Origin of the sequence: Salipiger bermudensis, from assembly GCF_020171625.1 — a bacterium.
Classification (GTDB): Bacteria; Pseudomonadota; Alphaproteobacteria; order Rhodobacterales; family Rhodobacteraceae; genus Salipiger; species Salipiger bermudensis_B.
This window is the reverse complement of record NZ_JAIUZY010000005.1, coordinates 510419-535287: the sequence shown is the minus strand read 5'-3', so window position 1 is coordinate 535287 and position 24869 is coordinate 510419. Positions and strand designations below refer to the sequence as shown.

26 protein-coding genes are annotated in these 24869 nt (G+C 67.6%); 16 read left to right on the top strand and 10 right to left on the bottom strand.

Going from position 1 to position 24869, the window contains the following annotated elements; all coding sequences use genetic code 11:
* Window positions 1-5 precede the first annotated feature (5 nt).
* Together LCM15_RS11910 and LCM15_RS11905 are read left to right on the top strand one after the other, a co-directional pair.
* Window positions 6-1406: a fused MFS/spermidine synthase gene (locus LCM15_RS11910; RefSeq protein WP_318246062.1), complete on the top strand. Its 1401-nt coding sequence runs from the start codon at window positions 6-8 to the stop codon at window positions 1404-1406.
* 252 nt (window positions 1407-1658) lie between these two features.
* Window positions 1659-2000 (top strand): DUF2794 domain-containing protein, encoded by a 342-nt coding sequence (locus tag LCM15_RS11905; RefSeq protein WP_224856631.1) that lies wholly within the window; start codon window positions 1659-1661, stop codon window positions 1998-2000.
* 36 nt (window positions 2001-2036) lie between these two features.
* Here the strand turns inward: LCM15_RS11905 and LCM15_RS11900 are convergent, their stop codons facing one another.
* Together LCM15_RS11900 and LCM15_RS11895 are read right to left on the bottom strand one after the other, a co-directional pair.
* On the bottom strand, window positions 2037-2738 hold the full coding sequence (locus LCM15_RS11900) for a DUF599 domain-containing protein (RefSeq protein WP_224856629.1): 702 nt from the start codon (window positions 2736-2738) through the stop codon (window positions 2037-2039).
* 3 nt (window positions 2739-2741) lie between these two features.
* On the bottom strand, window positions 2742-3152 hold the full coding sequence (locus LCM15_RS11895) for a CopD family protein (RefSeq protein WP_224856627.1): 411 nt from the start codon (window positions 3150-3152) through the stop codon (window positions 2742-2744).
* A 134-nt stretch (window positions 3153-3286) separates the two neighbouring features.
* Here LCM15_RS11895 and LCM15_RS11890 point away from each other — a divergent pair, with 134 nt between their 5' ends.
* From LCM15_RS11890 to LCM15_RS11865, 6 genes are all read left to right on the top strand, one after another.
* Window positions 3287-4729, top strand: coding sequence for an FAD-linked oxidase C-terminal domain-containing protein (locus tag LCM15_RS11890; RefSeq protein WP_224856625.1), 1443 nt, complete (start codon window positions 3287-3289; stop codon window positions 4727-4729).
* A gap of 69 nt (window positions 4730-4798) precedes the next feature.
* Entirely contained in the window at window positions 4799-5911 is a 1113-nt protein-coding gene (locus tag LCM15_RS11885; RefSeq protein ID WP_224856623.1) for an FAD-binding protein, read from the top strand.
* 141 nt (window positions 5912-6052) lie between these two features.
* Window positions 6053-7411, top strand: a complete 1359-nt coding sequence (glcF, locus tag LCM15_RS11880) for a glycolate oxidase subunit GlcF (RefSeq protein ID WP_224856621.1) — start codon at window positions 6053-6055, stop codon at window positions 7409-7411.
* Window positions 7412-7498: 87 nt separating this feature from the next.
* Window positions 7499-8278 (top strand): trypsin-like serine peptidase, encoded by a 780-nt coding sequence (locus tag LCM15_RS11875; RefSeq protein ID WP_224856619.1) that lies wholly within the window; start codon window positions 7499-7501, stop codon window positions 8276-8278.
* Entirely contained in the window at window positions 8275-9096 is an 822-nt protein-coding gene (locus tag LCM15_RS11870; RefSeq protein WP_224856618.1) for a trypsin-like serine peptidase, read from the top strand. Before LCM15_RS11875 ends, LCM15_RS11870 begins: the two co-directional genes overlap by 4 nt.
* A gap of 143 nt (window positions 9097-9239) precedes the next feature.
* Entirely contained in the window at window positions 9240-9716 is a 477-nt protein-coding gene (locus tag LCM15_RS11865) for an Hsp20 family protein (protein WP_224856615.1), read from the top strand.
* A gap of 72 nt (window positions 9717-9788) precedes the next feature.
* Here the strand turns inward: LCM15_RS11865 and LCM15_RS11860 are convergent, their stop codons facing one another.
* Both LCM15_RS11860 and LCM15_RS11855 read right to left on the bottom strand, forming a co-directional pair.
* On the bottom strand, window positions 9789-10400 hold the full coding sequence (locus LCM15_RS11860) for a COG3650 family protein (protein WP_224856613.1): 612 nt from the start codon (window positions 10398-10400) through the stop codon (window positions 9789-9791).
* A gap of 58 nt (window positions 10401-10458) precedes the next feature.
* On the bottom strand, window positions 10459-11289 hold the full coding sequence (locus LCM15_RS11855; RefSeq protein WP_224856611.1) for an ABC transporter permease: 831 nt from the start codon (window positions 11287-11289) through the stop codon (window positions 10459-10461).
* A 123-nt stretch (window positions 11290-11412) separates the two neighbouring features.
* On the opposite strand from LCM15_RS11855, the gene cysQ reads away from it, so the two are divergent.
* The 8 genes from cysQ (at window position 11413) to LCM15_RS11815 (ending at window position 20867) form a co-directional block, all read left to right on the top strand.
* Window positions 11413-12210, top strand: coding sequence for a 3'(2'),5'-bisphosphate nucleotidase CysQ (cysQ, locus tag LCM15_RS11850; RefSeq protein ID WP_224856609.1), 798 nt, complete (start codon window positions 11413-11415; stop codon window positions 12208-12210).
* A gap of 7 nt (window positions 12211-12217) precedes the next feature.
* Complete coding sequence (locus LCM15_RS11845; protein ID WP_224856607.1) at window positions 12218-13459, top strand: glycosyltransferase family 2 protein; 1242 nt, start codon at window positions 12218-12220, stop codon at window positions 13457-13459.
* 139 nt (window positions 13460-13598) lie between these two features.
* Window positions 13599-14492: a UTP--glucose-1-phosphate uridylyltransferase GalU gene (gene galU / locus LCM15_RS11840; protein ID WP_224856605.1), complete on the top strand. Its 894-nt coding sequence runs from the start codon at window positions 13599-13601 to the stop codon at window positions 14490-14492.
* Between the two features lie 17 nt (window positions 14493-14509).
* A complete protein-coding gene (gene galE / locus LCM15_RS11835) occupies window positions 14510-15493 on the top strand; it encodes a UDP-glucose 4-epimerase GalE (protein ID WP_224856603.1) in 984 nt (327 codons plus the stop codon).
* Entirely contained in the window at window positions 15474-16676 is a 1203-nt protein-coding gene (locus tag LCM15_RS11830; protein WP_224856601.1) for a glycosyltransferase family 4 protein, read from the top strand. Before galE ends, LCM15_RS11830 begins: the two co-directional genes overlap by 20 nt.
* Window positions 16677-16725: 49 nt before the next feature.
* Window positions 16726-17736 carry a glycosyltransferase family 2 protein gene (locus tag LCM15_RS11825; RefSeq protein WP_224856600.1) on the top strand — a complete coding sequence of 337 codons (1011 nt, stop codon included), beginning with the start codon at window positions 16726-16728 and terminating at the stop codon, window positions 17734-17736.
* Window positions 17733-19433: a beta-1,6-N-acetylglucosaminyltransferase gene (locus tag LCM15_RS11820; protein ID WP_224856598.1), complete on the top strand. Its 1701-nt coding sequence runs from the start codon at window positions 17733-17735 to the stop codon at window positions 19431-19433. The genes LCM15_RS11825 and LCM15_RS11820 overlap by 4 nt, the downstream gene beginning before the upstream one ends.
* A 6-nt stretch (window positions 19434-19439) precedes the next feature.
* A complete protein-coding gene (locus LCM15_RS11815) occupies window positions 19440-20867 on the top strand; it encodes a sulfotransferase family 2 domain-containing protein (RefSeq protein ID WP_224856596.1) in 1428 nt (475 codons plus the stop codon).
* A gap of 142 nt (window positions 20868-21009) precedes the next feature.
* On the opposite strand, the gene LCM15_RS11810 is transcribed toward LCM15_RS11815, so the two are convergent.
* The 6 genes from LCM15_RS11810 to LCM15_RS11785 all read right to left on the bottom strand — a co-directional run bounded on the left by LCM15_RS11810 (window position 21010) and on the right by LCM15_RS11785 (window position 24865).
* Window positions 21010-21474 carry a PTS sugar transporter subunit IIA gene (locus LCM15_RS11810; protein WP_224856594.1) on the bottom strand — a complete coding sequence of 155 codons (465 nt, stop codon included), beginning with the start codon at window positions 21472-21474 and terminating at the stop codon, window positions 21010-21012.
* A gap of 56 nt (window positions 21475-21530) precedes the next feature.
* Complete coding sequence (hpf, locus tag LCM15_RS11805; RefSeq protein WP_224856592.1) at window positions 21531-22094, bottom strand: ribosome hibernation-promoting factor, HPF/YfiA family; 564 nt, start codon at window positions 22092-22094, stop codon at window positions 21531-21533.
* 251 nt (window positions 22095-22345) lie between these two features.
* Window positions 22346-23104 (bottom strand): LPS export ABC transporter ATP-binding protein, encoded by a 759-nt coding sequence (gene lptB, locus LCM15_RS11800; RefSeq protein ID WP_224856590.1) that lies wholly within the window; start codon window positions 23102-23104, stop codon window positions 22346-22348.
* 25 nt (window positions 23105-23129) lie between these two features.
* Complete coding sequence (locus tag LCM15_RS11795) at window positions 23130-23627, bottom strand: LptA/OstA family protein (protein WP_224856588.1); 498 nt, start codon at window positions 23625-23627, stop codon at window positions 23130-23132.
* Window positions 23628-23637: 10 nt separating this feature from the next.
* The gene (gene lptC / locus LCM15_RS11790; RefSeq protein ID WP_224856586.1) at window positions 23638-24246 is read right to left on the bottom strand and encodes an LPS export ABC transporter periplasmic protein LptC; all 609 of its coding nucleotides are present in this window, start codon (window positions 24244-24246) and stop codon (window positions 23638-23640) included.
* A 4-nt stretch (window positions 24247-24250) separates the two neighbouring features.
* Window positions 24251-24865, bottom strand: a complete 615-nt coding sequence (locus tag LCM15_RS11785) for a ribonuclease D (RefSeq protein ID WP_224856584.1) — start codon at window positions 24863-24865, stop codon at window positions 24251-24253.
* Between the last annotated feature and the right edge of the window lie 4 nt (window positions 24866-24869).

Here is a 24869-nt window from a genome sequence, read left to right as displayed (position 1 = left end):
CCGCCGTGGGCCTGACCTACGAGATCGCCGCCGGCCGGGTGCTGGCGCCGTTCTTCGGCACATCGCTTCTGACCTGGACCACCGTGATCGCCACGGTGCTGGGCGGCTTTTCCCTCGGCAGCGCCCTCGGGGGCATCGTCGCCGAGCGGCCCCGCGAGGCTGCCCTGCGCACCACGCGCGGCGCCCTGGTGGGAACGGCGGTGCTGATGGCCGCCTCCCCGACCCTGCTCGGCCTGCTGCACAACTGGGGCGCGCGCGGAACTGACGGCATGATGGTCAGCGTCTTCCTCGTCTTCTTTCCGGCCTCGGTGCTGGTCACCCTGCCCTCGCCCCTGCTGGCAAAGCTCGCCATGGAGGCCCGGCCGGGGCGCGAGGGCTCGTCGCTGGGCTTCGTGCTTGCCGCCGGCTCGATCGGCGCCATCGCGGGCGCGATCCTCGCGGGGTTCGTGACGCTGCCGCTGATCGGATCGACGGCGACCTTTGCCACGTGCGGCGCGCTCACCCTATTCTGCCTGCCGTTCCTGCGCGCCGGCCCGCCCGACAACCGCGTCGTCACCCTCGCGGCGGTGGGGTTCGTAGGCGTGGCCGGTCTCGCCGGCTCCCCCGCCTGTGAGTATGAATCCGGGCTGTCCTGCCTCGACATCGCCCACAAGGGGCCAGAGGTGTTTCTGGTCTCGGACGGCACCGTACAGGCGGCGGAGCGCCGCGCGCCGGAGGAGCTCGGGCAGGGCTCTGTCCCGCTCGCCCTCGGCTATACCGACTGGCTCTGGTCGCGGATGGCGCAGGACCTCGGACAAGCGGCTTCGGTGCTGTTCATCGGCGGCGGCGGGTACACGCTGCCGACCAAGCTGCTCGCCACGCGGCTCGATGCGCAGGCGGTCGCGGTCGAGATCGACCCGCTGGTGACCGATGTCGTGCGCCGCCACATGCCCCGCGCCGCCGCGATGATCGACGCCACCGGCTATGAGGCTTCGGACGGCGACGCTGGATCGGGGCGGCTCGGTATCGTGCACGCCGATGGCCGGGTCTACCTCAACGAAACCGAGGCGCGCTTCGATGCCGCCGTCATGGATGCGTTTTCCTCCGGGTCCGTGCCGGCGCATCTGGTCACCCGCGAGAGCTTCGCACGGCTGCGCGACATCGTCGACGGCCCGGTCTACGTGAACCTTCTGGACGCGCCGGACGGCCCTCTGGCCCGTGGCGTCCATGCCATCCTGACCGAGCTCTATCCGCATGTGGTGGTGGCACAGGGCCCGGTGAGCGCGCGCAACCGGGCAAACGTCCTCTTTGCCGCCTCCGCTCAACCGCTGGACGCCTTGACGGAGCAGCCCGAGGGCTACGGCCCGGTCCGGATCAGCGAGGCCCGGGCCTTCACCGACGATCGCGGCTGGATCGGGCACCGATAGGACCGCCCGCGCCTCGCGCCTCTCCGGCGGCGGAAAGACGTGGCAGACGATCCCTGGCATGGAGATCCTGCCCGACACTCGACCACCGTTGGACGAGGCTGAGCCTCCCGGCAGATGACAGCCCCGTCACGGTGTGCAAAGACGCTCCGCCGACCGGCTGAGTGGCACGTCCGGGAGCACGCCATACGCGATGACCGGCATTTGAGCAGCGCCGCCCTTGATTTGCGCCCACATCAGGCGCAGCTTAGCACCATGAACAGCCTTACGCCTTTTCCGGGCCCCGGCCACGCGCAGGACGTCGTCGCCTTCCACCGGACCGAGTTGAACGTCATCCTCTCGCTCTACGGGCGCATGGTCGCAGCCGGCGAATGGCGCGATTACGGCATCTCCTGCCTGCGCGACGTCGCCGTCTTCTCGGTGTTCCGCCGCACCGCCGAACACCCGCTCTACCGCATCGAGAAACGCCCCAAGCTGCGCAGCAAGCAGGGGCAATACGCGGTCCTCAGCATGGAGGGGCAGGTGCTCAAGCGCGGCCACGACCTGCGCACCGTGCTCCGCGTGCTCGAGCGCAAGCTGATCCGCGCTGTCGACTAGCGAGGATTAGCGTGGACGGGCGCCCACCGAAGGCGCTCAGCTCTCGGGCTCGCTCTGCAGCAGCACCTCGCGCGATTGCGAGGCGAACTCGCGGCGCAGGATCATCACCAGCGCGACCGCGGCGGCGACGATCAGCGCTTCGGGACCAATCAGCCAGCCGGTCGAGGCGATGCCGAAATAGACCGCCCGCAGGCCGCGGTTGTAGCTCTTGGCGGCGAAGATGTTGATCTCGGCCGCCTTGGCGGCGCGGGCATAAGCCAGATCGCTTGCCTCGTTCGGCACCGCTCCCATCATCACCGAGCAATAGCCGAAGAGCCGGTTGGACCAGACGAATTTCAGAAAGGCGTTGGCGGCGAAGAGCAGCGGCAGCAGCAGCTTGACCTCCCAGACGAAGACCGGCGCCACGCCGTCGGTCAGATCGCCGGCCACGCCGCGCAACTGTTCGGTGTTGCCCAGGAGCGCGAAGATCCCGCCGATGGCGATCATCGAGGCCGAGGCAAAGAACGCGGTGCTCTGGCGCAGCGAGGCGACGATCTGCGAATCGAAGATGCGCGGCTCCCGGGTGACGAACTGCACCATCCAGACCCGCCGATACTCGGCCATCAGGCTCGACACCGAGGGCCGCCAGCTTGGCGGGTGCTCGACGAACCACGAGGACAGCAGCCAGCCCGCGATCAGCAGCACCGTTCCCGCGAGATCGAGCAGGCGGAAATAGTCGAACTGGTCGAGCCACCCCATCGATCAGAACGGCTTGACCACGACGACCCAGAGCACGGCAATCACGCCGACCACGCTGATCTCGTTGAAGATGCGCAGGAAAAGATCGGACTCGCGGAACGCGCCGCGCTTGGCGCGGAGCACCATCTTCCCGGTCCAGACGTAATGGACCACCAACAGCGCCACCAGCGCCAGCTTGACGTGGATCCACGGCGCCCAGGCCCAGAACTGCGCCAGCACCAGCCCGGTGATCAGCGCGATCACCGCCAGCGCCGCCGAGAACCGGTAGAGCCGGACGGTCAGGTCGCCCAGCGGGCCGAACGCGCCCAGCTTGGCATATTCGCGCTTCCAGTAGATCAGCGCGCGCGGCACCGCGAAGATGGAGGTCATCCAGCCCATCACGCAGAGAAGATGTATGATCTTTACCCAGTCCATGGCCCACTCATGCTACCGTTTTCCCGCCGAACGCAAGCCGCAGGCGCCCTCGTGAGCCGCGCGCCGGAAAATGTCTGGCGCCAACGCGGCAAATTGGTTATATCACTTTACCAATTCCAAGGGAGGACCCTCAGATGCAGATGCCCGAGCCCGACGCCAGGGTACTGAGCCGTAAGGCCGAGATCGTCGCGCGCCTGCGCGAGGTGCTGCCCGCCGACGCGGTGATCGACGACGAGGCCGAAACCCGCGCCTATGAGTGCGATGCGCTCACCGCCTATCGCTGCCCGCCGCTCTGTGCGGTGCTGCCCGCCTCGACTGAAGAGGTCTCGGCGGTGCTGACGATCTGCCACGAGGAGGGCGTGCCGGTGGTGCCGCGTGGCTCCGGCACCTCGCTGGCCGGGGGCGCGCTGCCGACGGCGGATTCGGTGATCCTCGGCGTGGCGCGGATGAACGAGGTGCTCGAGACCGATTACGAGAACCGCTTCATCCGGGTGCAGACCGGTCGCACCAATCTCAGCGTCACCGGCGCCGTCGAGGAAGAGGATTTCTTCTACGCCCCCGACCCCTCGTCGCAGCTGGCCTGCGCCATCGCCGGCAATATCGCGATGAACTCGGGCGGCGCGCATTGCCTGAAATACGGCGTCACCACCAACAACCTGCTGGGCGTCACGATGGTGCTGATGGACGGCACGGTGATCGAGCTCGGCGGCGCGCATCTCGATCCCGGCGGGCTCGACCTGCTGGGGCTGGTCTGCGGCTCGGAGGGCCAGCTCGGCGTGGTGACGGAAGCCACCCTGCGCATCCTGCGCAAGCCCGAGGGCGCGCGCCCGGTGCTGATCGCGTTCAACTCGAACGAGGTGGCCGGCGAATGCGTGTCGGACATCATCAAGGCGGGCGTCCTGCCGGTGGCGATCGAGTTCATGGACCGGCCCTGCATCGTTGCCTGCGAGGCCTTTGCCAAGGCGGGCTATCCCGATTGCGAGGCACTGCTCATCGTCGAGGTCGAGGGCTCGGAGGCCGAGATCGCCGAGCAGCTCGGGCTGATCACCCAGATCGCCCGCCGCCACGATCCGGTGGAGCTGCGCGAGGCACAGGACGCCGACGAGGCCGGCCGCATCTGGCTTGGCCGCAAGAGCGCCTTCGGCGCCATGGGGCAGATCAACGATTACATGTGCCTCGACGGCACGATCCCGGTCTCGGCCCTGCCGCAGGTGCTGCGCCGCATCAGCGAGCTGTCGCGCGAGATCGGGCTCGAGGTGGCCAACGTGTTCCATGCCGGCGACGGCAACATGCACCCGCTGATCCTGTTCAACGCCAACCAACCCGGCGAGCTCGAGAAATGCGAGGCGCTGGGGGCGGAGATCCTGAAGCTCTGCGTCGAGGTCGGCGGCTGCCTGACCGGCGAGCACGGGGTGGGCATCGAGAAGCGCGACCTGATGTCGGTGCAATATGCGCCCGCCGATCTCGAGGCGCAGATGGCGGTGAAGGACGTGTTCGACCCGGGCTGGCTGCTGAACCCCGCCAAGGTGTTCCCGCTCGCGGTGTCCGAGGCGCGGCGCGCGGTGGCCGCCGAATAGCCGGGGGCGCTGCCCCCGTCCGCGCGAAGGCGCGGACTCCCCCGAGGTATTTTTGAACCAGAGAAGCCCATGAGACCTGAGACAGAGACCGAGCTGGCCGAGATGATCCGGGACGCAAGCGGCCCGCTGAGGGTGCGCGGCGGTGGCACCCGCGCGGTCGGCAGGAGCGCCGGCGAGGTGCTGGAGACCGGCGCGATGTCGGGCATCGTGCTGCACGAGCCGGGCGCGCTGACGCTGGTGGCCAAGGCCGGCACGCCGCTGGCCGAGATCGAGGCGGCGCTCGAGGCCGAGGGCCAGCGGCTGGCCTTCGAGCCGATGGACCATCGCGGGCTGCTGGGCACCGACGGCGCGCCGACCATCGGCGGCGTGGCAGCGGCGAACGTGTCGGGGCCGCGCCGGGTGCAGGCCGGCGCCTGCCGCGATTTCATGCTCGGCGTGCGCTTCGTCGACGGCGCCGGCCGCGTGGTGAGCAATGGCGGGCGGGTGATGAAGAACGTCACCGGCTACGACCTCGTCAAGCTGATGGCGGGGAGCTGGGGCACGCTGGGGGTGATGACCGAGATCGCCTTCAAGGTGCTGCCGAAACCGGCGGCCACGGCGACGCTGGTGCTCGCCGGTCTGAGCCCGGAAGAGGCGGTACCGGTGCTGTCCCAGGCGCTTGGCTCTCCGTTCGATGTGAGCGGCGCGGCGCATCTGCCCGAAGGGCCCAAGGGCGGGCCACTGACACTGGTGCGGATCGAGGGCTTTGCCGACTCGGTGGCCTATCGCGGCGGGCGGCTTTCAGAACTCTTCGCGCGCCACCAGCCGGTGGTGGAAACGGACGCGGCGCGCGGCGCGGCGCTCTGGAAGGCGGTGCGCGACGTCGAGTCGTTCCACGGAAAACCGGGCGATGTCTGGCGGATCTCGTGCACGCCGTCCGACGCGCCGGCGCTCGCCGCAAGGCTGGGCGCCGAGGCGCTGGTCTTCGACTGGGGCGGCGGGCTGATCTGGGCGCTGCTGCCCGAGGGCGCCGATGCACGCGACAGGCTCGGCGCGGGGTTCCGCGGCCACGCCACGGCGGTGCGCGCCAGCGGCGACCTCCCGACCTTCCAGCCAGAGCCCGCGCCGGTGGCGGCGCTGAGCGCAGGGCTCCGGGCGCGCTTTGACCCGAAAGGCCTGCTCAATCCCGGGTTGATGGCATGAGCCCCGTCATCGCCTTCGCGCCATGCGTCAAGCGCGCCCCTGCCCCGCGCCGCGCCATCGCGACGACCACCGGCCTCTGCGCCACTCCCCTTTCCCGCTCCGGGCACGCCACCGCCCGGAGGATGACCTCCTGAGAGTTCCATGCAGACCCATTTCACCGACCAGCAGCTTCAAGACCCGGGCACCGAGCGCGCCAACGAGATCCTGCGCGCCTGCGTGCATTGCGGCTTCTGCACCGCCACCTGCCCGACCTATCAGGTTCTGGGCGACGAGCTCGACAGCCCGCGGGGGCGGATCTACCTGATCAAGGACATGCTCGAGAACGAGCGCGTGCCGGACGCCAAGACCGTCAAGCATATCGACCGCTGCCTGAGCTGCCTCGCCTGCATGACCACCTGCCCGTCGGGGGTGCATTACATGCACCTCGTCGACCACGCCCGCGCCTATATCGAGCAGAATTACCAGCGCCCGTGGAGCGACCGCGCGCTGCGCTGGCTGCTGGCGCGGATCATCCCGCACCCGATGCGGTTCCGCGCCGCGCTGGCCGGTGCCAAGCTCGGCCGGCCCTTCGCGCGCCTGCTGCCCGATCCGCGCCTGCGCGCCATGCTCGAGATGGCGCCCAAAACGATTCCGCCGGTGAGCCGCAACGACGACCCGCAGAGCTTTGCGCCGAAGGCCCCGCGCCGCAGGCGGGTGGCGCTGATGACCGGCTGCGCGCAGAAGGCGCTCAACACCGATATCAACGACGCCACGATCCGGCTGCTGACCCGGCTGGGCTGCGAGGTGGTGGTGGCCAAGGGGGCGGGCTGCTGCGGCGCGCTCACCCATCACATGGGGCGCGAGGGCGAGAGCCACGGCTCGGCGGCGCGCAACATCCGCGCGTGGTGCGCCGAGATCGACGGGGACGGCCTCGATGCCATCGTCATCAACACCTCGGGCTGCGGCACCACGGTGAAAGACTATGGCCACATGTTCCGCACCGACGCGGCGCTGGCGGGCGACGCGGCGCGTGTCTCCGGGCTGGCCTGCGACATCTCCGAGCTGCTGGCCGAGCTGATGCCCGAGGCCGACGTCACCGCGCGCAACCTCGCCAAGGCCGAGATCGCCGGCACCGACATGCCCGAGCCCATGGGCGCCGAGGGCAGCGGGCCGATCCGGGTGGCCTATCACGCCGCCTGTTCGCTGCAGCACGGGCAGAAGATCAAGTCCCACCCCAAGGCGCTGCTGAAAGGCGCCGGCTTCGAGGTGGTGGAGCCCGCCGACAGCCATCTGTGCTGCGGCAGCGCCGGCACCTACAACCTGCTGCAGCCCGAGATCTCGGGCCAGCTCAAGGCGCGCAAGGTGCGCACGCTCGAAGCCAAGCAGCCCGACGTCATCGCCGCCGGCAATATCGGCTGCATGATGCAGATCGGCTCGGGCACCGGGGTGCCGGTCGTGCACACGGTCGAGCTGCTCGACTGGGCCACCGGCGGGCCGAAACCGCGGGCGCTGGCAGAGTAGCGCCAGTGTCCGCGCCCGGTCCGGTCGCGCCCAATTCTTGACAAAGACCGCCGGTACCCCCGAACTGGGTGAAAAGGGGAAGTCGCGGTGCGCCTCATTCTGGCAGTCCTGTTGATCTGCCTGTCCGGCCCGACATGGGCGGATGGCAGTCTGTTTTCGATGCAGAGCCGCGAAGACGGCCGCCCGTGGGAGGCCGTCGGTCGGCTCGAGCTGGCGGGCAAGGCGTTCTGCACCGGGGCGCTGATCGCGCCGGATCTGGTGCTGACCGCCGCGCATTGCCTGTTTGATGCCGAGACCGGCGCGCGCATCCCGGCCGGTCAGATCCAGTTCCTTGCCGGATGGCGCAACGGCCGCGCCGCCGCCTATCGCCGGGTGCGCCGGGCGGTCGCCCACCCCGCGTATGATTTCTCCGCGCCGAGGGACGCCAAGCGCGTCAGAAGCGACGTCGCGCTGATCGAGCTGCAGCTGCCGATCCGCAACACCACCATCCAGCCCTTCGCCACAGGGCCGCACCCGGCGATCGGCAGCGAGGTGAGCGTGGTCTCCTACGCCCATGACCGCTCCGAGGCGCCGTCGCTGCAGGGGCTTTGCGGCGTGCTCGACCTGCAGAGCCGCATGATGGTGCTCTCCTGCGCGGTGGATTTCGGCGCCTCGGGCTCTCCGGTCTTCGCCGGCCCCGAGGACGCGCCGGTCATCGTGTCGGTGATCTCGGCCAAGGCCGAGGCAGATGGCCGGCCGGTGGCCCTCGGCGCCGAGATCGCGGGCGCGCTGGCGCCGCTGCGCGCCGCGCTCGAAACCGATGCGGTCCGCCAGACACTGGACGCCGGGATGCGGCGCGAAACGGGGGCAAAATTCATAACGCCATGAGATATCTCGCCGCCGCCTGCCTCGCGCTCCTTAGCCTGACCCCAGCGGCGACAGCCCAGAGCCGCGCCGTGTTCGACGTGATGGAAAGCCGCGGCGACCTGCTTGGCTGGGAAGCGGTGGGCCGGCTCGACCTGCCCAACGGCTTCTGCACCGGTGCTCTCATCGGTCGCGACCTCGTGCTCACCGCAGCGCATTGCGTCTTCGATCCCGTCACAGGAGCGCCCTATCCGGCCCGCGGCATGACCTTCCGCGCCGGCTATCACCACGGCAGCGCCATCACCGAGCGCCGGGTGGATCGCTGGGCCGTGCCCGAGCGCTACTCCGAATTGGCCGCCGACGGGACCTCGTCCTCCGGCAGCGCCGTCGCGACCGACGTGGCGCTGCTCAGGCTGGCGCAGCCGATCTCGAGCGCCGAGGCCGATCCCTTCCGCGTGCACGAGATGCCCGCGCCGGGCACCCGCGTGAGCGTGGTCTCCTATGGGCGCGGCCGCGAAGAGGTGCTCTCGCGCCAGCCGGACTGCGAAATCACCCGGCGCTACCGCGAGGACGTCCTTGGCTTCGACTGCGACGTGACCTTCGGCTCGTCCGGGGCGCCGGTCTTCGTGCGCGAGGACAACCGCCTGCGTATCCTGTCGGTGATCTCTTCGGGCAACGCGCGCGGCGAGTCCTACGGGCCGAGCCTGCCGGCGCTGGTCTCCGAGCTGCGGCAGCGCCTCAACCGCGAGGATGCGCGGCCCAAGGTGACCACCGGCGCGCGCCGGATCACCGTCGGTGGCGGCAGCCGAGAGGGCATCGGGGCGCGCTTCATCAAGCCCTGAACCGGGGGTCTTGAAAGCCCCGATCCCCCTCCCCAACTATCAGCTATCCGGAGTGCCTGAGACAGGGCTCCGGCGTGTTCCAGCCGCCTGTCCCATGCCGGGAAGGCGCATCACATATGGTATCGCTCAATGGAGGATGACCCATGCGTCACTTTGATTTCGCACCGCTTTATCGCGCAACCGTCGGCTTCGACCAGATCGCCGACCTGATGGACCGGGCGCTGACCAGCGACGTCGCCCAGCCGACCTATCCGCCCTACAACATCGAAAAGACCGCGTCGGATTCCTACCGCATCTCGATCGCCGTGGCCGGCTTCGCGGATGACGACCTCTCGGTCGAGCTGAAAGAGCATCAGCTTGTCGTGTCGGCCCGCAAGGCCGAGGAGGACGAGGCCCGCAGCTACCTGCACCGCGGCATCGCCACCCGCGCCTTCGAGCGCCGCTTCACCCTTGCCGACCACGTGCGCGTGACCGGTGCGGTGCACGAGAACGGGATGCTGCACATCGACCTCAAGCGCGAGATCCCCGAGGCCCTGAAGCCGCGCCGGATCGAGATCGCCCGCGCCTCCGGCACCCCGGCGCTGGAAAAGGACGTGGTCGACAGCAAGTCGGTGAACTGACCGCAACCCGACAATCGCCTGCAGGGCCCCGGCATCCGCCGGGGCCTTTTTGCATGAAACGGGGGGCCGGTCTCAGTGTGGCGTCAGCGCGCAGCAGCCGCTCACCGCGCGGCTGATCTGGCCCGTCAGCACCAAGGTGGCCGCAAGCCCATAGAGGCGGTCGGACATGCCGTCGCTGCACGCAGCCTCCGGGGTGACGACGAGGGTCGCCTGCAGGTCCGGCGCCGCCGCCACCGAGACGAACGGATGCAGCCCGCCATCGACGCGCCGGGTCTGCCCCGCCATCAGCGTCACCGGATCCCCGTCAGGCTCCGACCAGCGCGCAACCTTGTCGGGGTCGACACGGTAGCTCCAGAACGGTTCGGTGCCGAAGCAGCCCAGCTCGGCGGCATCGGGCATGGCGCTGCCCGGCTGCATCTCGAGGAACGAGAGCGACGCCCAGCCGCTGCCCTCGCCGGTGTTGAGCCGGCCCCAGGTGCCGGCCTCGTTGATGGCGGTGATCTCGATATCGGTGGCGTCGGGCGCCAGCGTGCCGACCTGCACCGCGTCGGCCTCGGGTGCTGCGCGGATGTTGAGGTGGTCACCGCCCGCCACGCCGGTCACGTCATAGAGCGCGGGCGCCTCCTGCGCGGCGCTGGCGCCGGCGAGGCAGGTGGACAGGCAAAACAGTACGGTTCGGAACATCGGTGGGCCCTCCTTTGAGACGATCGAACGCGCGGTCCGGCCCCGTGGGAGACGGACCTTACCGCCGGGCGCTCCAGCTCGCCGAGGCGTGCTTGCGCGTGTAGAACTCTCCCATAAGGCCAATCATGATGAGAACCAGCGACAAGTACAGGGCATATTCCCAATCGGAATTGCGCGGGTTGTAGTCGACGAAGGCATATCCGCGCGACTGGTCAATGGTGTGGAACAGCGGGTTCCAGTCGAACATCACCAGCATGTAGCTGGGCAGCGTGTTGGCCACGAACATCTTGCCCGAGGCAATCATGTTGGCGCGCTGATAGACGGTTGAGAGGATCTGCACCGGGGTCGGGAACCACGGCTTGGCGGCAAGGAACACCATGCCGATCGCCGCGCCCGAGAACCACGACAGCAAAATCATCGCCATGCAGCCGATGGGATCGTGGATCTCCTGCATGACGAAGGGATTGAACGCCACGTCATAGACGAACAGGATGAACACGAGGCTCAGGATCTGGATGTAGAGCGTGCTCAGCATCGCCGAGGCGATGGCGATAGCGGTGTTCATCGGCGCGTGCTGCATCATCGGGCTGGCCGGCCCCTCGGAGCCCACCACCGCGCTCAGCGTCTTGGTGTGTGTCATGTAGAGGAACACGCCGGTCATGATGTAGATCATGAAATCGCCGCGGATCGCCGTGCTGCGCATTCCGAGGATCTGGAACATGAAGTAGAAGGCCAGCACGAAGATGATGGTCTGCAGCATGTTCATGAAGAGCGCCATGAAGGCGTTGCCATGGGTCCGGCGGACCGCGCGCACCGAATTGTGGTAGATCAGTTCGGAGATGTAGAGCGCGGAACCCAGCCGCGAGCGCGGCTTCGTGGTCTGAAACATGGCAAAACTGCTCCGAAGCCGGCGGGTGCGACGGGTCTTTCTTGCCCATCTTGGTCGAGGAAAGCATAAGGATTCGTGGCTGCCAACGCAAACATTGCGCCGCCGCGGTAAAGGAGAACCACTTTGAATTACGAAACTCTTGTTCGGGTCATGCGCCGCCTCGCCCTCGAAGCCGGCGACAAGATCATGGAGATTTACGAAAGCGACGATTTCGAAGTGAAGTCGAAATCCGACGCCAGCCCGGTCACCGAGGCCGACGAGGCCGCCGACGCGCTGATCTCCGCCGGCCTGCGCGAAAACTTTCCCGACACCGCTCTGGTCACCGAGGAACAGGCCGACAGCCACACCCAGGACGCGATGACCTTCCTCATCGTCGACCCGCTCGACGGCACCAAGGAGTTCGTGCAGCGCCGCGGCGATTTCACCGTGAACATCGCCTATGTCGAGGACGGCGTGCCGACCCGCGGCGTGGTCTATGCCCCCGCCAAGGGCCGCATGTTCTACACCACCGCCACCGGCAGCTCGGTCGAGGAGACCGGCCCGTTCGACAAGGACACCGTGGGCGAGACCACTCCGATGAAGGTGTCGGACGCGGACAACAGCGCGCTGATGGTGGTGGCCTCCAAGTCGCACCGCGATCAGGCCACCGACGATTACATCAACAAGTACGAGGTGAGCGATTCCAAGACCGCCGGCTCGTCGCTGAAGTTCTGCCTCGTGGCCACCGGAGAGGCGGATCTCTACCCGCGCCTTGGCCGCACCATGGAGTGGGACACCGCCGCGGGCCATGCCGTGCTGAACGGTGCCGGCGGTCGGGTCGTGCGCTTCGACGACCACTCCCCGCTGGCCTATGGCAAGCCGGAATTCGCCAACCCGTTCTTCATCGCCTACGCCCCGGGCGTGGAGCTGAAGGAAGGCTGATCCGGCGATGGGCGTGCTCCCGGTCAGCGTGGTGATCGTGAGCCGGGGCCGCCCCGGCGCATTGTCGCTCTGCCTGACCGGCGTGGCGCAGCTCGATTACCCGGCCTTCGAGGTGATCGTGGTGGCCTGCCCCGAGGGCGCCGCCGCGGTCGCCGCACGCCCCGACGCGGACCGGATCAAGCTTGTCGCCTTCGACGCGCCCAACATCTCGGCGGCGCGCAATCTCGGCATTGCCGCGGCCGCCGGCGAGGTGATCGCCTTCCTCGACGACGACGCGGTGCCCGAGCCGATATGGCTCGCGCATCTCTGCGCCCCCTTCGCCGACCCGCAGGTCGCGGCGGCGGGCGGCTATGTCCGGGGGCGCAACGGCATCGATTACCAGTGGCGGGCGCAGGGTGTCACCGCCCGCGCGCAGGAGCGTGACCTGCCCATCGAGGGCAGCGCGCCGCGCATCCTGCATGGCCGCCCCGGCGTCGCGGTGAAGCTGCAGGGCACCAACATGGCGCATCGGCGCAGCGTGCTGGCCCAGATGGGCGGCTTCGACCCGGCCTTCCGCTTCTTCCTCGACGAGACCGATCTCGACATGCGCCACGCCGCCGAAGGTCACGCCGTGGCCATCGTGCCGCTGGCCGAGGTGCATCACGGCTATGCCGAAAGCCCGCGCCGCGCCGCCGACCGCAGCCCGCGCGACCTCACCGAGATCGGCGCCTCGCTGGCGGTGTTCCTTTCCAAGCACTGCCCGGAAGCCGAACGCCGCATGGCATGGCTGGCGCTGCGCGAGGCCCAGCGCCAGAGGCTGCTGCGCTTTCTGCAGCGCGGCCCGCTCGGCCCCGACGACGTCCTGCGCCTGATGCGCGGCCTCGAGCGGGGCTGGACCGAGGGGCTGGCGCGACCCTTTGGCGATCTGCCGCCGCTGCCCGAGGCAAGCGCGCCGTTTCTCGCCTATCCCGGACGACCCGGGGCGCCGCGCCGCGTTCTCTCGGGACGTGTGTGGACCCGCAGGGCCATGCGCCGCGACGCGGCCCGCCACGCCACGGACGGCGAGATCGTCAGCGCCTACCGGTTCTCCCACACGGCACTGTTCCACACGCTCAGGTTTCGCCCGGAAGGGTATTGGGAGCAGATCGGCGGCCTTTGGGGCCGCAGCGAGCGCTCCGGCGCGGCGTTCCAGCCGCACGGCTTTGCGGCACGTGTGCGGGCGGAAATGGCCCGTGTCGCGCCCGTTCGGGACCGCAAAGAGCGAATTTAAGGCACCGCAATCATTCAATCTAGGGCTGATTTGTCGCGAATTTGACCCGTTTGCGCGCTATCCCTTACATGGTAGAGAATCAGACGAAGACCAGCGTGTGCGTGTCAACGTCGCGTGACGATTTTAGGAGCAGACTATTATGAGCAACAAGGTCACCAAGGCGATCTTCCCGGTGGCGGGACTCGGAACGCGTTTTCTTCCGGCGACGAAGTCGGTTCCGAAGGAGATCATGACCCTCGTCGACCGGCCGCTGGTGCAATACGCGATCGACGAAGCACGTGCCGCGGGCATCAAGGAGTTCATCTTCGTCACCTCGCGCGGCAAGAACGCGCTCGAGGACTATTTCGACCACGCACCGCAGCTCGAGCAGGAGCTTGAAGCCAAGGGCAAGGACGAGCTGCTCGCCGTTCTCAAGGACACCTACATGGACTCGGGCGAGATCGCCTATATCCGCCAGCACAAGGCGCTGGGGCTCGGCCACGCGGTGTGGTGCGCCCGCCGCCTGATCGGCGACGAGCCGTTCGCGGTGATCCTGCCCGATGACGTCATCGCCGCCGACACCCCCTGCCTGCAGCAGATGGCCGAAGCCTATCAGGAGACCGGCGGCAACATGGTCGCCGCGATGGAGGTGCCGTCCGACAAGGCCTCGTCCTACGGCATCCTCGACGTGCAGGAAGACATGGGCTCGATGGTTTCGGTAAAGGGCATGGTCGAGAAGCCCAAGGCCGGCGAGGCGCCGTCGAACCTCGCGGTGATCGGCCGCTACATCCTGTCGCCGAAGATCCTCGACAACCTCGACGCCAAGACCGCCGGCGCCGGCGGTGAGATCCAGCTCACCGATGCCATCGCCAAGGAGATCGGCAGCCCGGAAGGCGTTTACGGCTATCGCTTCAACGGCCAGCGCTACGACTGCGGCTCCAAGGCGGGCTTCCTGCAGGCCACCGTCGCCTTCGGCCTGTCGCGCGACGACCTGCGCGACGATCTCGAAGCCTACCTCCACGAGGTGGTGTCGGCCCGCAAGGCCGCGCAATAAGCGGGCCGGGCCGAGACATGTCCAACGTACTGGTCACCGGGGGGGCGGGCTATATCGGCTCGCACGCCTGCAAGGCGCTCAGGGCCGCCGGCTTCACGCCGGTGACCTATGACAACCTCGTCACCGGCTGGAAGGATGCGGTCAAGTTCGGCCCGTTCGAGCAGGGCGAGCTGTCCGACCGGGCCCGGCTCGACGCGGTCTTCGCGCAATATGAACCGGTGGCGGTGATGCATTTCGCCGCCCTCAGCCAGGTCGGCGAGGCGATGTCCGAGCCAGGCCGCTACTGGCGCAACAATGTCGAGGGCTCGCTGACGCTGATCGAGGCCGCCACCGCGGCGGGCTGCCTGAACTTCGTGTTCTCCTCGACCTGTGCCACCTATGGCGAGCATGACAACGTGGTGCTCGACGAGGGCACGCCGCAGGAGCCGCTCAACGCCTACGGCGCCTCCAAGCGCGCGGTCGAGGACATCCTGCGCGATTTCGGCGCCGCCTACGGCCTCAAACACGTGATTTTCCGCTACTTCAACGTGGCCGGTGCCGATCCCGAGGGCGAGGTGGGCGAGCATCACCGCCCCGAGACCCACCTGATCCCGGTGATGCTCGAGGCGATCGACGGCACCCGCCCGGCGCTCACCATCAACGGCACCGATTACGACACCCCCGACGGCACCTGCGTCCGCGACTACGTGCACGTGATGGACCTCGTCGATGCGCATGTGCTCGGCCTCAAGTGGCTGCAGGACGGCAAGGAAAGCCGGGTGTTCAACCTTGGCACCGGCGATGGCTTCTCGGTGCGCGAGGTGATCGACGCCTCGCGCGCGGTGACCAACCGCGAGGTGCCTTACTCCGAAGGCCCGCGCCGTGCCGGTGACGCCACCAAGCTGGTCTCGGGCTCGACCCGCGCCGCCGCCGAGCTGGGCTGGACACCCGAGCGCTCGACCATGCCCCAAATGATCGCCGACGCATGGCGCTGGCACCAGAATGGACATTACGAGGGCTGATCCGCCCCCACGCCTTCTGGATCTGACGCGCCTCGTCTCGCGCGCCGGACGGCCCTTCACGGGGATCGACCGGGTCGAATACGCCTATCTCAGGCGCTTGCTGCGCAGCGGCCCGCTCTACGGTCTGGTGCGCAGCTCTCTGGGGTATCTGCTGCTCGACCGGCGCGGCTGCGCCGAGCTGAAGCGCCGCATCGATGGTGACGACTGGGCCGCCCCCGATCTTCTGGCAAAGCTGCGCAGGCTCGATCCCGGACGCGCCGGCGCCGAGCGCGCGCTGCGCGCCGTTGCAGTGGCCCGCTGCCTGCCGCGCGGACTGGTCGCGATGCTCCGCAGGCAGCTGCCCGCCGGCACGCAGTACCTCAACATCGGTCACACCAATTTCACTGATCGCACCATCGCGGCGCTGCGCGGCATTCCGGGCATCCGCATCGCCGTGCTGCTGCACGACACGTTGCCGCTGGACGTGCCCGAGCACCAGCGCCCCGGCATTCCCGAGCGGTTCGAGGGCTTTCTCACGCGGGTCGGCCGCCATGCGGATCTGGTGATCTGCAACTCGCACCAGACCGAGCGCGACCTGCGCCGCCACCTGCCAGACAGCGCGGCACAAAGCGTCGTGGCGCATCTTGGCATCGATCTGCCCACAGCGACCATCGCCCCCGGCGGGCCGTGGCAGGGCAGACCCTATTTCGTCGCGCTCGGCACCATCGAGCCGCGCAAGAACCACGCGCTGCTTCTCGACATCTGGGAGCAGCAGCGCCCGCCGGCCGATCTGCTGATCTGCGGCAGCCGCGGCTGGAACAACGACGCCGTCTTCGCCCGGCTCGATGCCGGCATCGCCGGCGTGCACGAGCTGCCGGGCCTCGATGACGGGCAGATCGCCGCGCTACTGAAAGGCAGCGCCGGGATGCTGTTCCCCAGCCTTGCCGAAGGCTACGGCCTGCCGCCGATGGAGGCCGCCTGCCTGGGGGTGCCGGTGCTCGCGAGCAACCTTTCCGTGCTGCGCGAAGTGCTTGGGGATATTCCCGTTTACGCTCCGGTGGCGGACCGGTATCTTTGGGCCCAGTTGATAACAACGATGGCCGAGGATCACCGGGCAGGACAGGGCGCGGCACCAGACGCGGCGGCGGCATTCGCCCCGCCAAGCTGGGACGCGCATTTCGAGACCGTGTTCACCCTGATCTGACAGCCGCAGGGGAACGCGGCCGGAGCTTCCGGTCGGACGAGGGCGCACAGTGAGTGCATGGCAGTCATACCGGCTGAGGCTTCAGCGCAAGCGCTGGCGCATCCGCGCCCTGCGCAAAAGCCGCGAACTGGTTCCCGTCAGCGACCGCACCGCCACCCTGCGCCCGAGCGATCTTCTGGTGTTCTGCACCCAGCGCAACGAGGGCATCCGCCTGCCCTATTTCCTGAAATACTATCGGGACATGGGGGTGAACCACTTCTTCTTCGTCGACAATGACAGCACCGACGGCTCGCTCGAGTACCTGTCGCGGCAGGAGGACGTCTCGGTCTGGAGCAGCCGGGGCAGCTACAAGCGCGCCCGCTTCGGAATGGACTGGATCAACGTCCTGCTGCGCAGATATGCCCATGGCCACTGGGCGCTGACCGTCGATCCCGACGAGTTCTTTCTCTACCCGTTCTGCGACACGCGGCCCCTGCGCGCCCTGACCGACTGGCTCGATGCCTCCTCGATAAAGAGCTTCTCGGCCATGCTGCTCGACATGTATCCCAAGGGCCGGATCGACGCGCAGCCCTATACCCGCGGTCAGAACCCGCTCGAGATTGCGTCGTGGTTCGATGCCGGCAACTACACGATCACCCGCAACAAGCGCTTCGGGAACCTGTGGATTCAGGGCGGCCCACGTGCGCGCGTCTTCTTTCCCGACCGCCCCGAACGGGCGCCCGCGCTGAACAAGATCCCGCTGGTGAAATGGGACCGGCGCTACACCTATGTCAGCTCGACCCACATGCTGCTGCCGCGCGGGCTCAACGCGGTCTACGACGAGTGGGGTGGCGAGAAGGCCAGCGGCCTGCTGCTGCACACCAAGTTCCTCGACACCTTCGGCGCCAAGGCCGAGGAAGAACTGAACCGGCGCGAGCACTATGCCGGCTCGACCGAGTATCTCGCCTATGCCGCCGGCATCCGGGACAACCCCGAGCTCTGGTGCAAGTGGTCCGAGAAATACATCAACTGGCGCCAGCTCGAGATCCTCGGCCTGATGTCCAAGGGGAACTGGGCATGAGCGTCGGCATCGTGATGCTGGTGCACACCGCGTTCGACCGCGCCGAGCAGGTCGCCCGGCACTGGACCCGCGCCGGGTGCCCGGTGGTGATCCATGTCGACAGCATGGTGCCCGAGACGATCCATGACGGCTTCGTGCGCGGTCTTGCGGATCAGCCGGACGTGCACTTCTCGACGCGCCACCGCTGCGAATGGGGCACCTGGGGGCTGGTGGCCGCGGGACAGGATGCCTCCGAGCTGATGCTCGAGCGATATCCGGACGTGCGCCACGTCTACCTAACCTCCGGCTCCTGCCTGCCGCTGCGCCCGATCGAGGAGCTGATCGCCTATCTCGATGAGCGCCCGCACACCGATTTCATCGAAAGCGCCACCACCGCCGACGTGCCCTGGACGGTGGGCGGGCTCGACCACGAGCGCTTCACCCTGTTCTTCCCGTTCTCGTGGCGCAGGAACCGCCTGCTCTTCGACCGGTCCGTCGCGTTGCAGCGCCGCATGGGCTTTCGCCGCCAAATCCCCAAGGGCGTGGTGCCGCATATGGGCAGCCAGTGGTGGTGCCTCACCCGGCAGACCCTCTCGGCGATCCTGCAGGACCCGGAGCGGCCCCGGTTCGACCGCTACTTCAAACGCGTCTGGATCCCGGACGAGAGCTATTTCCAGACCCTCGCGCGGCGCCACTCCAGCAATATCGAGAGCCGCTCCCTGACGCTGTCGAAGTTCGATTTCCAGGGCAAGCCGCATATCTTCTACGACGATCACCTGCAGCTTCTGCGCCGCTCCGATTGCTTCGTGGCGCGCAAGATCTGGCCCCATGCAGAGCGGCTCTACGACGCCTTCCTCAACCATCCCGAAACGGCGCAGACCCGGCAGGAGCCCAACCCCGGCAAGATCGACCGTATCTTTGCCAAGGCGGTGGACCGGCGGACCCGCGGCCGCACCGGGCTTTACATGCAGTCGCGCTTTCCCAATTACGGCTGGGAGAACGGGCTGACGGCTGGAAGGTACTCGGTCTTTCAGGGCTTTTCCGACCTGTTCAAGGAGTTCGAGACCTGGCTCGCCCGCGCCACCGGCGCGCAGGTGCACGGCCACCTCTTCGGCCCGGAACGGGCCGAGTTCGCCGGCGGGCAGTGCATCCTGAACGGCGCGCTGCCGGACACCGCCGCGCTGCGCGACGCCAACCCCAAGGCGTTCCTCACCAACCTGCTGTGGAATACGCGCGGCGAGCGGCAGTGCTTTCAATACGGGCCGCACGACACGCCCCAGATCCTCTGGGACATGGCCCGCGATCCCAACGCCCAGATCAGCGTGATCTCGGGCGCCTGGGCGGTGCCGCTGTTCCGGTCGAAGGCCAGCTTCGCCGACCTGCGGGCCGAGGCGGCGCAGCTTCAGAAGGTCGAGCACAAGATGCTCGACCAGCTGCGCGCCCCCGAGGCCAAGGCGCGGATCCAGATCTGGACCATGGCGGAGTTCATCGAGGCCCCGATGGAGGCGCTGCAGATGGTCCTCGAGGAGATCGGCCAGACGCCGCAACGCCGCCTTGCCGAGGCGCCGGTGATGGAGGACCTCGCCGGATTCGGCGGCTTCCTGCAAAATCTCAAGAATCAGGGGATGCACCCCTACCTGATGGGCGATTTCCCGGTGGAGCACGCCCCGCGCACGCCCCGCCGCGCCGCGCGCAAACCGTATCTCGCAAGGAAGTAAGCCGCCATGTCCGACCGTTTCGACAGTTTCGTGGTCTTCGCCGAGATGCGGACCGGCTCGAATTTCCTCGAGGCCAACCTCAACGCCATCGATGGGCTGAACTGCCTTGGCGAGGTGTTCAACCCGCATTTCATCGGCTACCCGAACGCCGAGGACGTGCTCGGCGTCACGCAGGCCGAGCGCGACCGCGACCCCTTGGGGCTGCTGAACGAGATCCGCGGCTATGCCGGCGGCCTCGCCGGCTTCCGCTTCTTTCACGATCACGACCCGCGCATCCTGCCCGCCATTCTCGAGGACGCGCGCTGCGCCAAGATCATCCTCACCCGCAACCCCGTCGACAGCTATGTCAGCTGGAAGATCGCGCAGGCCACCGGGCAGTGGAAGCTGACCAACGTCAAGACCCGCAAGGACGCCAAGGCGCAGTTCGATGCGGACGAGTTCGAAGTCCATCTCGACGCCCTGCAGGCGTTTCAGATCACCCTGATGAACGCGCTGCAGACCTCGGGGCAGACGGCGTTCTACGTCGCCTACGAGGATCTGCAGGACGTGGCGGTGATGAACGGGCTGGCGCGCTGGCTGGGCGCCGCCTCGGAGCTCGACAGCCTCAACACCGCGCTGAAGCGGCAGAACCCCGAGCCGATCTCGCAGAAGGTCGAGAACTACGCCGAGATGGCGCAGGCGCTGGCGCGGCTCGACCGGTTCAACCTGACGCGCACCCCGAACTTCGAACCGCGACGCGGACCGGCGGTGCCGGGCTATGTGGGCGGCGCGCGGACGCCGCTGCTCTACATGCCGCTCAGGTCCGGCCCGGAAGAGGCGGTGCGAAACTGGATGTGTGCGCTCGACGACGTCTCGGAGGAGGCGCTGGTGCGCGATTTCACCCAGCAGAGCCTGCGGCAATGGAAGCGCGAGCGCCCGGGCCACCGCAGCTTCACCGTGCTGCGCCATCCGCTGGCGCGGGCACATGATGCGTTCTGCTCGAAGATCCTCAGCACGGGCAAGGGCAGCTACAAGGGCATCCGCAAGACCCTGCGCCGCGCCCACAACCTGCCGATCCCCGAGGGCGAGCCCGGCGCCGATTACACGCTCGAGGCCCATCGCGAGGCTTTCACCGCCTTCCTGCACTTCCTCAAGGCCAACCTCGCCGGCCAGACCGCCGTGCGGATCGACGGCCACTGGGCCAGCCAGTCGCAGGCGCTTCAGGGCATGTCCGAGCTGACCCTGCCCGACATGCTGGTGCGCGAGGACGAAATGGCGAGCTACCTGCCCGCGCTGGCGATGCAGGTCGGCCATCCCGCGCCGCCGGATCCCGTCGCGGTGCCCACGCAAGCGCCCTACGCGCTGGCGCAGATCTACGACGACCAGATCGAAAGCGCCGCGCGCGAGGCCTACCAGCGCGATTACGTGATGTTCGGCTTCGGCGACTGGGGCTGAGGCGACTGGGGCTGACCGCGCCGGGCACCGACAACACTGAATGGCGCGGCGACGTCGGGTGGCGCCGCGCGCAGGGCTTGCAATGTCGGAATGGTGAGCGAAGGTCGTGCCGACCGGGCGCACCCGGTCGAGGACCGGTGGCTCAGGCCGCCTGCGACGAGCGATCCTCGGTGAGGATGGCGTGCAGTGTGGCGGCGTCGGGGTTGGCGCGCAGCTTGTTGCACAGCGCCGCGTCGCGCAGCGTGCGCGAGACCAGTGCCAGCGCCTTGAGATGCTCGACCCCGGCATCGGCGGGGGCGAAGAGCGACAGCACCACGTCGACCGGCTGACGGTCGACGGATTCGAACTCCACCGGCTTTTCGAGAAGAATGAAGACACCCTTCACCCGGTCGAGCCCGTGCATCCGGGCGTGGGGAAGGGCGACGCCATGGCCCACACCGGTTGGGCCAAGGCTTTCGCGTTCCATCAGCGCCTCGATGACCGAGGGAGCCGAGAGCGCATAGGCGCTTTCGGCGAGATCCGCGATGTCATGCATCAGGCGCTTCTTACTGCTGGCCGCAGCAACGACCTTCACCGCTTGCGGTTTCAGAAGTTCCAAGAAGGTCATAGACCGCCTTTCACTGTCTGTTCTGGGGCGATTCAGGCCGCGGCACGGGCGATCTCTTATGGATCGATCCAGCCGATGTTGCCGTCGTCGCGACGATACACGACGTTCACCCCATCCTTTTTCTCATTGCGGAAGACCAGCACGGGGGCCCCGGCCAGTTCCATCTGCATAACGGCTTCGCCCACCGTCAGCGATGGAATCTGGGTCTCCATCTCCGCGACAATGATCGGCTGCAGCGACTCCGGTTCGTCATCATGCGACTCGGCTTCGCCGGCGAGGATATACGAGGCTGCTCCGAAGAGTTCAACGGGCTGGGCGCGATCCTTGTGGTGGTCTTTCAGGCGGCGCTTGTAGCGGCGCAGCTGCTTGTCCACCTTCTCGGCCACACCGTCGAAGGAGGCGTAAATCTCGGTCGCCTTGTCCTTGGCCGAAGAGGTCAGGCCGGTGGACAGGTGTACCGTGACTTCGCAGATATACTCATGTGCGCTTTTGGAAAAGGTGATGGTCGCATCCGTGGGCCGGAAGGCGTACTTCTCCAGGACCGTGCCCAGCTCGTTCTTGACGTGAGTCTGAAGGGCTTCGCCGATATCGATCTGCTTTCCCGTGATCTGATAGCGCATGTTTGTTTCCTTCTCTTCTTTGGACCCGACTACAGTCCCTGCCTTACTGGCAGGTTAGATCTGGTGACGGATCATGGGAGACGCAAGGCAACCGCAGCAAAGTCCCCTTTTTTCCTCTCCTAGAGGCGCTTCGTTCAGACATGCGAAACTGCGCTGCGTCATGGCTATATTTGACGTGAAAGCGGGTCGTCCTGTCAATGATCTGTCGCAAACCCTCGTCAATTCGCGCAGTCACTCGGAAAGAATCCGCCTCAGCCGATCCGGAAGTTCTCGCCCAGATAGACGCGGCGGACATTCTCGTTTTGCACCACCTCGGCGGGGGAGCCGGACATCAGCACCTTGCCGTCATGCAGGATATAGGCGCGGTCCACGATCTCGAGCGTTTCGCGCACGTTGTGGTCGGTGATGAGCACGCCGATGCCGCGTGTCTTGAGGTCCGAGACGAGCATCCGGATGTCGTTGACGCTGATCGGATCGACCCCGGCGAAGGGTTCGTCAAGCAGCAGGTACTTGGGACTGGCGGCAAGGCAGCGGGCGATCTCGACGCGGCGGCGCTCGCCGCCCGACAGCGCCAGCGCGGGCGCACGGCGCAGATGCTCGATCGAGAATTCGCCCAGAAGCTCCTCGAGCCGCTCGCGGCGGCGGTGCCGGTCCCGCTCGGCGATGTCGAGCACGGCGGTGATGTTGTCCTCGACCGAGAGGCCGCGGAAGATCGACATCTCCTGCGGCAGGTAGCCGATGCCGAGCCGGGCGCGGCGATACATCGGCATCCACGTGGCATCGCGCCCGTCGATGGTGACCTTGCCGCCCTCGGGGTTCACCAGCCCGGCCACCGCGTAAAAGGTCGTGGTCTTGCCCGAGCCGTTGGGCCCGAGCAGCGCCACCACCTCGCCCCGGTCGAGATCGAGGGTCACGTCGCGGATCACGACGCGCTTCTTGTAGCTCTTGCGCAGGTTCCGCACGCGCAGGCCGCTCTCGCCTTCGGTCACGGTCAGATCAGGACGGGCCATCGGTACGTCGTTACTCTTCCAGATATTATTGTTGTTGGTCGTCCGCACCCTGCGAGATCACCGTGCGCACGCGCCCCGTCATCTGCGCGGTGCCGTCACCAAGGTTCACGATCATGCGCTCGGAGGTCAGGGCGTTCGGACCCTGCGTGAGCAGAACGTTGCCCGTCATCACGACGCTGCCGTCATCGATGTCGTAATCGGCGCGCTCGGCCTCGGCAGCCTCTTCGCCGCTGACCAGCGTGACCCCGCCGCTTGCCTCGAGCCGCGCGATGCGGTTGCCCGCCTCGTCGAACACCACGAGGACGCGCGGCGCGGCGAGCCGCATCTCGCCCTGCCCGATCACCACGTTGCCGGTATAAAGCGCGGTGCCGTCCGACTGGTTGACCTCAAGCTGATCGGCGCTGACCTCGACCGGCGCGTCGGTGTCCTGCTGCATCCCCCCGAAGGCGACCTGCGCACCCTGCGCCAGAGCCGGCCCCGACAGGGCGAGAAGCACGGCGGCGAAGGTCAGAAATCGGAACATGCTGGAACCCCTATGGATCTTTCGGATCATATATCAGGTTTACGCCTTCGGTGAAAAGCAGTTGCACGTCCTCGCCGGTTTCGCTCGGCGTGATAGTCAGCTTCCCGGCGGTGAAACTCCCCGCCGGCCCCTCGCCCGAGACCGGCGCGAGGGTCTCGGCCTCGATTTGGTCGAGCGCCGTGCGCAGGCGCTCGGTGTCGATCCGGTAGCCGGTGCTGCTCTCGATCCGCACCTTACCCTCGAGATCGGCGCTCTGTTCGCCACTGCTAACAACCGCCCGGTCGGAGCGCAGGGTGATGCGGCTGCCGTCGGACATGTCGATGTCGATGTCGAGCTGGTGCGCGAGCACGTCCTGGAGATCGTCGGACAGCGGCTCGGCGCTGTCGGCCGTGAGGATAAGCTGATCGCCGCGCGCGGTCAGACCGGCATAGCGCGGCGCTAGGATCTGCTGCCGCGCCGGCCCGTCGGGGTTGTCGGGATCGGCAAAGGGAATGCTCGGGGCCGGATCATTGCTGCGGCTGACGAGGAACAGGGTCGAGAGCAGCGCAAGCGCCACCAGCGGCAGAAGGAGCTTCAGCCAGCCGATCACATAGGAATAGGTGTCCCCGCGCGGTGCCATCGGTTCAGGAATGCGCGAAGATGTCGGTGCCCGGCCAGCCCTCGAGATCAAGGCGCGCCCGGGTCGGCAGGAAGTCGAAGCAGCTTTGCGCCAGCGCGCTGCGGCCCTCGCGGGCAAGCATGGCATCGAGCGCCTCGCGCAGCTTGTGCAGGTGCAGCACGTCCGAGGCGGCGTAGTCGCGCTGCGCCTCGGTCAGGGTCTCGGCGCCCCAGTCGCTGGACTGCTGCTGCTTCGAGATGTCGACCGACAGCAACTCCTGCGTCAGCGACTTGAGTCCGTGCCGGTCGGTATAGGTGCGCACGAGGCGGCTGGCGATCTTGGTGCAGTAGACCGGCGCGGCCAGCGCGCCGAAGGCATGATACATCGCGGCGATGTCGAAGCGGCCATAGTGGAACAGCTTCAGCACGTTCTCATCGCGCAGCAGGCGGCAGAGGTTCGGCGCCTCCGTCTGGCCCTTTGCCACCTGCACGAGGTGGGCGTTGCCGTCCCCGGCGGAGAGCTGCATCACGCAGAGCCGGTCGCGATGCGGGTCGAGCCCCATGGTCTCGCAGTCGATCGCCACGACCGGGCCAAGATCGAGCCCGTCGGGAAGATCGCCCTTATAGAGGTGGTTCGCCATGACG